This is a genomic window from Pacificibacter sp., from assembly GCF_039769035.1.
Classification (GTDB): domain Bacteria; phylum Pseudomonadota; class Alphaproteobacteria; order Rhodobacterales; family Rhodobacteraceae; genus Celeribacter.
Window position 1 is genome coordinate 1 of sequence record NZ_JBDMZG010000009.1, and the last position, 13,027, is coordinate 13,027.

At 53.7% G+C, this 13,027-nt stretch carries 10 protein-coding genes; 4 read left to right on the forward strand and 6 right to left on the reverse strand.

Features of this window, described 5'->3' with window-relative positions:
* Positions 1–187: 187 nt before the first annotated feature.
* Together ABF287_RS00625 and ABF287_RS00630 are read right to left on the reverse strand one after the other, a co-directional pair.
* Positions 188–682, reverse strand: coding sequence for a prepilin peptidase (locus ABF287_RS00625; protein ID WP_347183097.1), 495 nt, complete (start codon positions 680–682; stop codon positions 188–190).
* 19 nt (positions 683–701) lie between these two features.
* Positions 702–1,229, reverse strand: coding sequence for a tetratricopeptide repeat protein (locus tag ABF287_RS00630; RefSeq protein ID WP_347183089.1), 528 nt, complete (start codon positions 1,227–1,229; stop codon positions 702–704).
* 249 nt (positions 1,230–1,478) lie between these two features.
* Here ABF287_RS00630 and ABF287_RS00635 point away from each other — a divergent pair, with 249 nt between their 5' ends.
* A complete protein-coding gene (locus ABF287_RS00635) occupies positions 1,479–2,765 on the forward strand; it encodes a hypothetical protein (RefSeq protein ID WP_347183090.1) in 1,287 nt (428 codons plus the stop codon).
* Here ABF287_RS00635 and ABF287_RS00640 read toward each other — a convergent pair.
* From ABF287_RS00640 to ABF287_RS00650, 3 genes are read right to left on the reverse strand one after another with little or no spacing between them, the layout of a single operon-like run.
* Positions 2,762–3,640, reverse strand: a complete 879-nt coding sequence (locus ABF287_RS00640; RefSeq protein WP_347183091.1) for a transglutaminase family protein — start codon at positions 3,638–3,640, stop codon at positions 2,762–2,764. The genes ABF287_RS00635 and ABF287_RS00640 overlap by 4 nt on opposite strands.
* Before the next feature lie 2 nt (positions 3,641–3,642).
* Positions 3,643–6,063 (reverse strand): circularly permuted type 2 ATP-grasp protein, encoded by a 2,421-nt coding sequence (locus tag ABF287_RS00645; protein ID WP_347183092.1) that lies wholly within the window; start codon positions 6,061–6,063, stop codon positions 3,643–3,645.
* A 5-nt stretch (positions 6,064–6,068) separates the two neighbouring features.
* On the reverse strand, positions 6,069–9,389 hold the full coding sequence (locus ABF287_RS00650; RefSeq protein ID WP_347183093.1) for a transglutaminase family protein: 3,321 nt from the start codon (positions 9,387–9,389) through the stop codon (positions 6,069–6,071).
* Between the two features lie 458 nt (positions 9,390–9,847).
* Here ABF287_RS00650 and ABF287_RS00655 point away from each other — a divergent pair, with 458 nt between their 5' ends.
* The gene (locus tag ABF287_RS00655; RefSeq protein ID WP_347183094.1) at positions 9,848–10,633 is read left to right on the forward strand and encodes a hypothetical protein; all 786 of its coding nucleotides are present in this window, start codon (positions 9,848–9,850) and stop codon (positions 10,631–10,633) included.
* 50 nt (positions 10,634–10,683) lie between these two features.
* Here ABF287_RS00655 and rpe read toward each other — a convergent pair whose 3' ends face one another.
* The gene (rpe, locus tag ABF287_RS00660; protein ID WP_347183095.1) at positions 10,684–11,385 is read right to left on the reverse strand and encodes a ribulose-phosphate 3-epimerase; all 702 of its coding nucleotides are present in this window, start codon (positions 11,383–11,385) and stop codon (positions 10,684–10,686) included.
* A 200-nt stretch (positions 11,386–11,585) separates the two neighbouring features.
* On the opposite strand from rpe, the gene deoC reads away from it, so the two are divergent.
* Together deoC and ABF287_RS00670 are read left to right on the forward strand one after the other, a co-directional pair.
* Positions 11,586–12,584, forward strand: a complete 999-nt coding sequence (gene deoC / locus ABF287_RS00665; RefSeq protein WP_347183098.1) for a deoxyribose-phosphate aldolase — start codon at positions 11,586–11,588, stop codon at positions 12,582–12,584.
* 51 nt (positions 12,585–12,635) lie between these two features.
* A partial coding sequence (locus tag ABF287_RS00670) for an aldehyde dehydrogenase family protein (RefSeq protein WP_347183096.1) occupies positions 12,636–13,027 on the forward strand: 392 nt, incomplete at its 3' end.

Consider the following 13,027-nt stretch of genomic DNA (forward strand, 5'->3'; position numbering starts at 1 on the left):
CACAGCACACGCGCCGCATAATACAACCAACCAGATGAGCCAGATACTCGCCTAAATTACGCAGCCTCTGGACCCAAAAACTCTGACGACGTACAAAATATTGCAGATATGAATTGAAAACAACGAGGCCCTGCCGTCTATTGGCCAGCCTAATAGTCTATAGTTTAACCACGAAACCGACCAATTATCAACCAATGGTCAGTGCACCTGCCACAATCGGCGGAAGTGATGCGCCAATCAAAATAACACCATAGGGCAATTTTTGCTCAGCGGTGATGACCTTGAGGCGCTGCATTATGTAGCTTGAGGGCTCCGGCACAGCAAACTTTCGAACCAATGTAAGCCCTAAAAGCGCCGCCAATGACAAAACGAGCAGCAGCACGCAAAAGGCGCCCAATCCATCGTAGCCGAGATACAAACCAAGGGCGAAAAATAGCTTAACGTCGCCCCCGCCGATCATCCTCAGTTCCCAGCTGATAAAACCTATAACGAAAAGGACCGCCGCAGCGATTAGATCGCTCGGCAGGCTTTCGAACCCGCGATAAAAAAGTGTCGGAACGTATAGGGCAATCAATATCAAGATATATCTGTTTCGGATCGTCAACGTGCGAAAGTCGCAGATGGCGATCCAAACCAATAGCCCTATAGCTCCGCAGAGTGCCAAAGCACCAATTAAATGCATGGGCACCACAAACTGAACATTAGAGGCTCCGCAAATCGCCAGCAGAACGCCGTGGATAGTTCACGGAATTACGCAACATTTCCAAATTGTTAGCTGCGAATTCGTTCGACGGATCGATTTCATACGCTCTGACGAAATACTTCCGCGCTTCTCTCAACTCGCCACGCAGCAACAAAGAATATCCATAGTTGTTCAGATATTCGATCCGGTTGCCGATGACTGGTTTCAGCAAACGATAGGCCTTTTCGGACTCATCAAATCGGCCAAGCATGTCTGCTGAGGCCGCGTAGCCCAACCAGGCTGCAGGGTCAGTGTTGGCTGCGTTGACGGCTTTTCTGTACGCCTGAAACGCGAGACCGTAGTTACCTTCATTGAACTGAGCCTGACCTTCGACGAGCTCTTGTTCGTTGGGGTAAAACTCGCGATTTGCCTCACTATCCAATGATGCGGGGCCATCGCTCGTCGCGCTAAATTCACTAAGGCCGATCCCGTCACAGGCCGACAAAGTGAGTACAACTGCCAATGTTAAAGCTGAACGTATAATCAATTTTAATTCCTCAATCACCTGATGTGCCAAGATTACAGGCAGTTAAGACGTATTCGAAACAAAAGTATATATACTCTTGACTATTTTGGCTCAGGGCATGCATTTATGACACGTCCTCAGTCAGCAGAATTTTGCTGATGGCGCTAAAAACGCTTATTACGCGTGCTAAATGGCACATATCTACAAAGTGGGATTTGACAGTTTTTCTACTTCAAATCGTCCGCTGGCAGTGAATTGGAGCTACTTCACATGAATATTTTTGAGTGTGCGCCGTCTCCACGGACAATCGAAGATACAGGGCTTTCGACCAGCTTTTTGGTGGGTCTCGTAAGCAAAACTTTGTACGAGGGCGGCATTCTAACGCCGACACAAATTTCTGACGTTATTAAGCTTCCGAAGCTGATTTGTCGCCAGCTGATTAAAGAGATGACAAGTCTGCAGTTGGTTGAGGCACAAGGTCTTTCATCAACAGATGATATCAAATCAGACATCCGCTACAGCTTGACTGATCTCGGCAACAAGTGGGCGTTAGAGGCAAATGCCGTATCACAGTATGTCGGCCCAGCCCCCGTCACATTGAAAGAGTTTTCCGATCAAATTCGGTCGCAGTCAATTTCACACGAAGAAGTCCACCGTAATGACTTGGACAAATCGTTTTCGCACCTCGTGATCCCCAACATCCTAAAGTCGCAACTCGGCCCAGCGGCAAACTCTGGTCGGTCGATGTTGCTTTGGGGCGAAGCGGGTAACGGCAAAACATCTTTGGCAGAAGCACTCGGAAAGTCATTCCGTGACCACGTGTTCTTTCCCTATGCAATCATCATCGGCAATCAAATCATTCGCTTTTTCGATGAGACCCTTCACATCGAAGCTCCCGCACCTGAAGACGCGCCTAGAATTGATCAGCGTTGGGTGCGCTGTGAACGCCCGATCGTCTTTGCCGGTGGTGAGCTGACACTCAAAATGCTGGACTTGTCTTTCGAAGAAACATCACGCTTCTATGAAGCCCCGATGCATTTGAAAGCCCTCGGTGGCGTGTTCGTTTTGGATGACTTTGGTCGCCAAGTTGAAACGCCACAAGATTACCTGAACCGTTGGATTGTGCCGCTTGAAAAGGGCTTCGACATTCTGTCGCTCCACACCGGTAAAAAATTCACCGTACCGTTTGATCAGCTTGTCGTTTTCTCGACAAATATGGCGCCATCTGACTTGGGCGACGCTGCTGGTTTGCGGCGGATCTATTTCAAAATCCACGTACCAAGCCCAACCGAAGACGAATACATGGAAGTGTTCGAGGGCGCGTGCAACAGGCTGAACCTTGAGTGGAAACCTGACATCATTAAGGCCTTCTTTAAGGACAAATATGTCGACGAAGGCTATGCAACCTCAGGGGCGCACCCAGGCTTTATTTTGCAACACGTTATCGCCGCGTGCAGATACCAAGGCGAGCCAGCTGAAGTCAGCGCTGAGATGCTGGAACTGGCTTGGCACAACGTTGCGGCGTCCAAACGCAGCCATACTGTTTCGCCAGACTAACTCACGACTTCCATATCGACCGCCTGCGCATTTACCTGCCCGCCTGAAGATCTCAAGTGACCGTTCACGGGCGGCAGGTCGGCGTAGTCGCGACCATAGCCCACAACGACGTGGTCCGTGCTCACAAGCGTTGCATTTGTCGGGTCATATTCGACCCAACCTTGCGCGGGCCCGCACCACGCGCGCACCCATGCGTGCATCGCATCCGCCCCTTCAAGCTTAACACCACCTTCTGGGGGCAAGGTGCGTAAAAATCCGCTGACATACGCTGCCGGAATGTCCACGGCTTGCAGCGCAAGGATCATAATATGTGTAAAGTCCTGACACACGCCGCGGCGCAATTGAAACGCGTCTGCTGGGTCGGTGTCGACGTCTGTCGCCGCACTGTCAAAAGTCATCGCGTCATACAATGCTTGGCCAATGCTTATGACATTCGCAGCAACACTGTCCTGCGGTGCATAAATCGCTTTGGCAAATTCTGTGATGGCGCTGTTCGGCCGCAGACGTTGTGATGGCCCTAGAAAATGCAAAGGAGAGTCAGGCCCAAGATCCGTCACTGCCATCCAGCAGCTTCGCAGGTCTTTTGCCGCTCCTGACGTGTCCATCCAGCTTAACGCCGGAGACATCTCAACATGGCACGCCAACTTAATGGCCATCTCTTTGTGCGGTTGGGAATGCACACAGGTCGTGGTCACATTGCCAAAGAAATCAACCGCATCACGCCGCGTGTCAGGCTTTGGCAGGATCTCCACGTGGTGGGTGGTGACGTGCTGGCGCTCGGCAATCATTTTGGGCAAGACACGAATGAGATGCCGCCCATTGGTCGCCGATTGATTGTAGTTGTGGGTGATCTTGAGGCGAATGCTATAAATCATGATCAGACAAAATAGGCCTTGTTCAGCGCGGTTGAAATCTTCCAGATGTCTTGGCGCAGCTGGATCAAAAACGCCGGATTGACCTGCGCTGTCTCACTGGTCATGAGATGCGCTTCAGAGCGCAACACTTCACGTGCAACATCGCTCAGTTCATGTCCGCTGTCTTGGCGCGGCAACCGCGAAATATGCTGGCGCGCCCGTGACAGGTGATAGCGTATGGATCGTGGATTTTGCGGATCAAAAGCCAAAAGCCCCAAAACAGAGGCCGTGCTGGCTTGGCTCATGAATTGCGCGCGGTGCGACACCACGCTGTCGCCGACGTCGAGCGCGAGGTCAAACATGCCCAAAGGCGCCTTTTCGTCGATGCCAGCCGCAAGGATGCCACACATGTTGGCAGCGCGTTCCAACGACACCCCTAAACTCAGGAACCGCCATCCGTCTGAGCGATACATGTTCTCGTGCACAAGGCCCGAAAACCCCGTGACCTGCCGCAAAAGCGCCGAGATCTCGATCGGAATATCGTCAGGCGTGATCGTGTGTAAATCCAAGTCACTGAGCTGCGTCACCAAAGCCCGCAACGCCATCAAGCCGTCGGGGGACACGCGATCACTGATGCGCGCCGCAGACTGCAACGCAAATTCAAGCGGCTTTGCAAAATTCTGCGCCATGGCATGCGCCTCGGGCGCAACTTTGTCCATGAGCGCAGCCCGCATGAATTTTGGCAATGAATCATCATGCTTCGCGCCGTCTGAAATACGTGCAAAATAAGCGCGGAAAAGTCGCATATTTTGCTCTGCACGTTCAACATACCGACCAACCCAAAACAGATTGTCGGCGGCGCGGCTGGGCAAAATCGATTGGGTACTGTTGTGGCTGTAGGCCGCGTCGTTCTCAGTCAAAAGTGACGGCGTTTCGACCTTGGACTTGCTGGTGATCCAAACGTCTGCAACTTTTCCGCCTTGCTGCATGGTCAAGGCCTTGGCATCTGAACCACCACTGATCCGCGCGTATCCACCCGGCATCACGGCCCAGCCATCCGCAGTACGGCCCAAGGAAATGCGCAGACACATCGGGCGCGCGACAAGGCGACCGTCTTCAAAAGACGGTGTCGTCGACAGTGTGACCGACTCTTGCCCAACAAGATTTGCACCATTTTTCTGAAGAATCTCAGCCAACTCGGCAGCCTGAGGACTGCGCGGGTCTGAGCCAAGCGACATCGTCGTTATATCGGCCATGAGCGGTGTCGTCGAAAACGCATCACCGACCATCATGCGGTCTCGGTTGGCCAAGACCTCGCTGCGCTGACTGTCTTGTCCGCACCACCACGTCGCGATGTTGGGCAAAGACAATCCACGCCCAAGCTGCGCGCGCGCAATCTTGGGCAAGAACGCCATCAAGGCCCGCGTTTCCAGCACCCCTGCCCCGACCATATTGACCGTCTTAAGCTCTCCATCGCGCACAGCTTGCACCAAGCCAGCCGTGCCGATCATGGACGTTGGGTCAAGTTCCAGCGGGTCGAACATTTTGCTGGGCAAACGGTTCCAAAGCAGGCTGATCGGCTTATTGCCAGCAACAGTTCGCACCATCGCTTGCCCATTCTGGACGATCAAATCCTCGCCCTCGACCAGCAACAGCCCCAAATAGCGCGCAATATAAGCATGTTCCGCGTAGTTTTGGTTCAATGGTCCAGGCGACAATAGCGCGATTTCGCCGTCCGCCTGCCCTTTCATTTCAAGAAGCGTCTTTTGGAACTTTTGAAAGAACCCCGCCAAACGGTGAATATTTGCCCCGTTAAAAAAGTTCGGGAACACGCGGCCCATCGCGATGCGGTTTTCGATTGCAAAGCCCGTGGTTGATGGCGCCTCAACGATATCGCTGATCACCCACCATTTTCCGTCAGGACCACGGCCAAGCTCGAACGAAAGTGAATTTAGGACAGATTCATCTTCTCGGATAGTACCAACCATCGGCCGCAACCACGCTGGGTTTTGGCTGAGAATGGTCGCAGGCAATTGGCCCGAACTGACCAGCGTGTTGGCGCCGTAAAAATCACGTAAAACGCCTTCAAGAAGATTGGCTCGCTCGATCAAGCCCGCGGAAATTTTCTGCCACTCCGGCTCTTCGATAATAACCGGAATATGGCTGAGCGGCCATTTTCGTTCGCTCGACATGCTTTCGTCGTACTGGCGATACAGCACACCTGCGTCACGCAAATACTGATCCCCGCGCGCAAACCTGCGCGACAAATCTTTGGGACTTAAGCTGCTAAGATGCTCGAAAAAGGGGGCCCAAACGGGTTTCAGATTGCCATCTGGCCCCACCATTTCGTCATTGTGCCGCGCGCCCGCAGCGACCTGTTCCACATATCCGTCAAGCAGATTGGAACTCGCATCATCGGTCGTCTGAGAAGGCGCGGTCGACATGGTTGTTACAGCCCAGCGCGGCGGCGCAGATCAAGCGTCATCGGAAATTCCGGATGCGTGCGTTCAGGTGTCGGTACAAACGTCCCGCCACTGTGCCCCATCTTTTCAAACCTGCTCAAACGCCGTGCCTCCGCTTCGTTGCCGTTCACAGGGAAGGTGTCAAAACTACGCCCCCCCGGATGAGCGACGTGATAACGACATCCGCCCAATGACCGTTTAGACCAAGTATCGTAGATATCAAAGGTCAATGGTGCGTCGACCTCCAACACCGGATGCAGTGACAAGGCAGGCTTCCAAGCCTTGTAGCGCACGCCACCAACACGGGTGCCCGTTTCAGCCGTTTTTTGCAGCGGAACCACGCGCTGGTTTGCCGTCACAATATAGCGGTCCGGATTTGCGCCCGTTAGTTTGACTTGCAAGCGCTCTGACGAGCTGTCGGTGTAGCGCACAGTGCCGCCGATTGCGCCGGTTTCGCCCAGCACATGCCATGGCTCAAGCGCTTGACGCAGCTCCAAGGTCATGCCTTCAAGGCTGACTTCGCCGCAGAACGGGAACCGGAATTCGGACTGCGCTGTAAACCATTCAGGATCAAGTTTCATATCGTGCTGAGACAGGTCCGCAAGCACGTCAAGGAAGTCTTCCCAGATGAAGTTCGGCAACATAAAGCGATCGTGCAGCGTTGTGCCCCAGCGCGTCAGGTTTCCACTGATCGGATCATCCCAGCAGCGCGCAATAATGGATCGGATCAGCACCTGCTGCGCAAGGCTCATACGCGGGTTCGGTGGCATCTCAAAGCCGCGGAACTCCACAAGCCCCAACCGACCTGTTGGTCCGTCCGGTGAGAAGAGCTTGTCGATGCAAATTTCGGTTCTGTGCGTGTTGCCCGTGACGTCGATCAGCGCATTTCGCAACAAACGATCGGTCAACCACGGTGGCGGCGGGGTGCCATCTTCGGGCGGCCAAATCTGATCAAGCGCAATTTCGAGTTCGTATAGCCCGTCGTGGCGCGCCTCATCGATACGCGGCGCTTGGCTGGTGGGGCCAACAAAGGTGCCTGAGAACAAGTAGGACAAGCTCGGATGGCGTTGCCAGAACAAGATCAAGCTTTTGAGCAAATCTGGACGGCGCAAGAACGGGCTATCAATGGGTGTCGCGCCCCCAACAACAATGTGGTTACCGCCCCCTGTGCCCGTGTGGCGGCCGTCGGTCATAAATTTGTCAGTGCCCAAGCGACACTGGCGCGCTTGCTCATAGACAACTTCGGTCGTCTCGACGCATTCTTCCCAGCTTGCAGCGGGGTGAATATTGACCTCAAGAACGCCGGGATCAGGTGCGATGCGCAACACTTCAATGCGTGGATCATGCGGCGGTGCGTAGCCTTCAATCAAAACCTTGCGGCCCGTGGTTTTCGCTGCCGCTTCAACAGCCGCAATGAGCTCAAGATAGTCTTCGAGCCTTTCAACAGGCGGCAAGAACACACACAGGCGTCCGTCACGCGCTTCGACGGACACGGCTGTGCGCACGCGTCCGCTCAGATCGTGCAGCGTTTGCCCGACCTGTGTTTGGCTCGCAGGCGTTTCTTGACGGCTGGACACAGGTTGCGTTGACGTGACCACTTGGGGAACAACGGCATCCGGCAAAGGCGCGCGCTCTTCCGTTGGGTCTTGTGGATTGATGAACGGATACTCGCTTTCTGGAATATGCGGCAAGGCACCAAGCGGCAGGCGATAGCCAACGGGGCTGTCCCCCGCGACCAAGAAGACTTTGCCGCGACGCATTTCCCAAACTTCGGACAGCCATTTGCTTTGCGCACGCGCTTGCCAGCGCTGGACTGGCAATACATAGCCCGCAGGTGTCGTCAGGCCACGTTCGAATACCTTGGCAATCCGTGCCCGCTCTTCAGGATCCTTGAGCTTGGAGTTGTCCGGCGTCACATTCGCGGGCAGATTGCCCTCTTTTACAATCCAATCGGCCGGATCTTCAAAGGCTGGCACGACGTTTTCTTGTGGGACCTCAAGGCTTGTTGCAATCGCCACCAAAAGTGCTTGCGCATCGTCGGGGCCAACGTCTTCTTGCGTGTCCTCACGCGCCAAAAGCTCAGGGTTATGCCAGATTGGCTGGCCGTCTTTGCGCCAAAACAGCGAGAACGTCCATCTTGGCAAGGTTTCACCTGGGTACCATTTGCCCTGCCCATAGTGCAGCAACCCGCCGCTTGAAAAACTTTCCTGCAAACGCCGGATCAGCGTGTCAGCGAGACCGCGTTTTGTCGGGCCGACTGCGTCGGAATTCCACTCAGAACTTTCAAAGTCATCAATAGAGACGAACGTCGGCTCGCCCCCCATGGTGAGGCGCACATCCCCGTCATTCAGACGCTTATCGACGGCAAGGCCCAGCGCATTGAGATCATCCCAAGAATCGTCGGAAAACGGCTTGGTGATGCGCGGATGTTCCGCTGTACGCGTCACCTGCATGTCGAAGGAAAAATCAGAAGCAACATCGCTGGAGACGCCAGAAATTGGTGCCGCGTGACGATAATGCGGTGTCGCGGCTAATGGAATGTGGCTTTCGCCCGCCAAAAGCCCCGATGTTGGATCAAGCCCAACCCAGCCCGCGCCAGGCAGATACACCTCGACCCAAGCATGCAAATCGGTGAAGTCGGTATCGGTTCCTGCAGGTCCGTCAATCGCCACAAGGTCAGGTTTCAACTGGATCAGATAGCCAGAGACAAACCGCGCGGCCAAACCAAGATTGCGCAAGACTTGCACCAACAACCAGCTTGTATCACGACAAGACCCCGCCTCGCGCTTGAGGGTTTGTTCGGCGGTTTGCACGCCCGGTTCCATACGAATTTCGTAGTTGATTTCGTTTGCCAGACGGCTGTTCAACATCACCAGAAAATCAATGGTCACGACCGGATCGCGCGAGATGCTTTTTATGAATTTCTTGAGCAGTTTTCCAACCGGCTCTGCGCGCAGATAGATTGAAAGATCTTCTGCAATGTCCGCATCATAGGTAAACGGGAACTCTTTGGCGCTGTCTTCCACAAAGAAATCAAACGGATTGTAGACAGACATATCCGCAACCAAATCGACCTCGATCTTAAACTCAGTGACTGGTTCGGGGAACACCAAACGCGCCATCCAGTTGCCGTATTGGTCTTGCTGATGATTCACAAAATGACCAGCAGGAGAGACGGACAGGCTGTGCGAAATCACCCGCGTGCGTGAATGCGGTGCGGGGCGCAACCGAATGACCTGCGGACCCAAAGTGACTGGCTTGTCATATTTGTAGTGGGTTAAATGGTAGATACCTGCTGTAATAGACATGTCCGCTCCTTGATGCTGAATTGATAGTGTACTAGGCGCTGCGATGCAGCAACACAAAAGCGGTCTGCATAGTGTCGTTTTTTTAAGCTTTTTCAAAGATTAGCGCGGCAATAATGCACGAAACGGATGCCCGATACATAGCCACTTTGGTCAGACAAAAGTCGTCTCGCCGGTCATTGATCTCACCACGCCCAAAGCGTCCAAACGCAGACGCGAGTCTACAAAAAATCTCTGCAGTTGAGCGCCGCGAAACCACCCGTTAAAACATCAGCGGTACAATGTGCTTTGCAAGACGTCATGAAACGGATGAAACCATGCGAATAACGTTCCAAATTGGCGCGCACCACACAAGAGCACCATTTCTCGCGAAAGCGCTCAACCAAAACAGACAAATGCTTTTAGAGCAGAACATTGTGACGCCAGTTTTGAGGCAGCAGAACCGAATTTTTGGGGCCACCTTGAAACGCCTTGATGGGCTGCCACCAATTTTGCACGAAGAGAACGAAGTGCTGAACGCATTTTTGGGCGACTGCACTGGCGCGCACAGCATGTTGCTTCAGAATGAAAGCATGATTGGTGACTTTAATCGCATGTTTGATCGCGGTCGACTTTATGCGTCAAACTTCCAACTGCTCTCACGCATTTCTGAGTTCTTTTCTCAGCATGAGCTTCACATCGCATTGGCGCTACGGAACCCTGCACACTTGGTGAGTTCCGTTGCCAATGCCGAATTAAAATCAAAATCTCTAAGGTTTGTCGTCGATGACAGTGATCCAACCACCCTGTCTTGGGTCGACACCCTAGACCAACTGCAAAACAAATTTCCGCAAGCCAAGTTTACGCTTTGGCGCGACGAGGATGCGCCTCTCATCTGGCCACGCGTTTTAAAACATCTCACCAACGCCCCCGAGGGCACAGTTTTTACAGATGCGCATGCCGTTATTCAAAGCGTGCTATTGCCTGAGGGCGTTTCGAAATTTCAGAGTTACTTCAATGACCACCCCGACGACACGCCCCAGAGTTATGAACAAGCCGTGCAGGAAATTATTGACGAATTTGCACTCGATCAGTTCAAATCGCCGCCATGTGACGTGCCTGGATGGACGCCCGATATCGTGCGTGATCTCACCTTGGATTACGCTGAAGATGTCGAAATACTGTCGCAACGGGACCATGTGACGTTTATTGCGCCTATGGCACAGATGGACCGGTTGACACTTCGGAATGCCGTTGCGAGCACCTAAATTGACAACGCAAAAGGGGCAGGTTGCGCCGCCCCCTTTACGCGCGCTTCTTAGGCAAGCGTTTGGGCGGCTTTTCGAATTGCTGCAATGTTTTCCCCGTAAGGTGCCGTATTTTGAACTGATCCGCCTTTAAACACTGCGGAACCTGCAACCAAAACGTCTGCCCCAGCGGCGGCAACAAGCGGTGCTGTCGTCGGATCTACTCCGCCATCGATTTCAATATGGATCGGGCGATCACCAATCATCGCGCGCAATTTGCGGACCTTCTCGACCTGAGAATGAATGAACTTTTGTCCGCCAAAACCTGGGTTAACAGTCATGACGCACACAAGATCGACCATATCCAACAGATAGGCGACGTCATCCACAGATGTGCCAGGGTTCAAAGCAAGCCCCGCTTTAGCACCCGCGCCACGAATGGCCTGAAGCGTGCGGTGAATATGGGGGCCAGCTTCCAGATGCGCGGTAATAAAATCAGCGCCAGCATCGGCGAAGTCCTCGATGTAGGCGTCGACAGGCGCGATCATCAAATGCACATCCATCACAGTTTTGACGTGTGGGCGAATGGCTTTACAGGTCGCCGCACCAAACGTGATGTTTGGCACAAAGTGCCCATCCATCACATCGACATGGATCCAGTCGGCGCCTAGCGCTTCGACGGCTTCGATTTCTTGACCAAAATTTGCGAAATCAGCCGCCAAGATTGAGGGCGCAATCTTGATGGACCGATCAAAAGATGTTGGGTTAGACATAAGTCACCTTTGGGTTTTAGCTCTCTCACACTGGCTTTACTCGTTTTGCTATGGGCTGTCACCCAAACTTGCCGTAAATGCAGGCGCCCAAACCCTACGTTGCGGCACATTTCGCGTAAAACATTTGACCAATAGGTCAAACATTGCCAAAGCTCATGCATCATGCCAGCCTAGGCGTGCAGATAGACGGAGCCGCAATGATGACCACCACCGAAATGACACCTGCGCAGACCACTACGCATTTGCCGCAAGTGCACGAGCCACGCAACACCGGCGTGCCGCTCGATCTTGACTGGGCACTTGGCGCGCAGGCCAATACATCGGCAATCGAACGCCGTTGCGCGACCTTGCCTGGGCGGCGCTCTGTCAAAAAAGATCACCAAGCCGCTTGGCTGCTCAAAGCCATCACCATGATCGACCTGACCACTTTGGCAGGCGACGACACAGCGGGTCGTGTGAAACGCCTGTGCGCCAAGGCCGCAAACCCAGTGCGCCGCGATATTTTGGACGCACTTGGCATGGATGGCATCACCACAGGCGCTGTCTGTGTTTATCACGATATGGTTGAAACCGCCGTTGAGGCACTGGACGGCACGGGCATCCCTGTGGCCGCCGTCTCAACTGGTTTTCCTGCTGGCCTATCGCCGTTTCACTTGCGCGTGCAAGAGATCGAGGAAAGCGTCAAAGCGGGGGCGCGTGAGATCGATATCGTCATTTCCCGCCGCCATGTTTTGACCGGAAACTGGCAAGCTCTGTATGATGAAATGCGCGCATTTCGCGCGGCCTGCGGCGATGCGCATGTGAAGGCCATTTTGGCCACGGGCGAACTTGGGTCTTTGCGAAATGTCGCTCGTGCCTCGTATATTTGTATGATGGCGGGTGCCGATTTCATCAAAACCTCAACCGGCAAAGAAAGCGTCAATGCCACCCTGCCCGTGTCGCTCACCATGATCCGTGCCATTCGCGACTATCAGGCGCGCACAGGCTTTCGTGTGGGTTACAAACCTGCGGGCGGCATTTCAAAAGCCAAAGATTCACTGGTGTACCTAAGTTTGATCAAAGAAGAACTCGGAATGCATTGGATGCAACCGCACATGTTCCGCTTTGGCGCTTCAAGCCTTTTGGGCGACATTGAACGCCAACTCGAACACCACGTAACCGGTCACTATTCTGCAGCATATCGCCACCCGATTGGCTGATGTGTTCGACGCGCCCCTAAAAATAGACACGACAGCCATTGAGGCCACAAGATGACAGTAAAAGAGATTTTCGAGACCATGGACTACGGAACAGCCCCAGAAAGCGCGAGCGAGGCCCGCAATTGGCTGGCCGACAATGGTGGTCACTTCGGGCATTTCATAAACGGCAAAATGACTGACGCCGGTGCCGCTTTTGAAAGCAAAAATCCGGCAACGGGTGAAGTCTTGGCACAGCTTACCCAAGCCACACAAAGCGACGTAGATACGGCCGTTGCGGCTGCACGCAAAGCTCAGAACAAGTGGGCCAAAATCGGTGGCAAAGCGCGGGCGAAATATCTCTATGCGCTGGCACGTTTGGTGCAAAAACACGCGCGTCTGTTTTCCGTGCTGGAAACCTTGGACAACGGCAAACCCATTCGGGAAGCGCGGGATGTCGACATCCC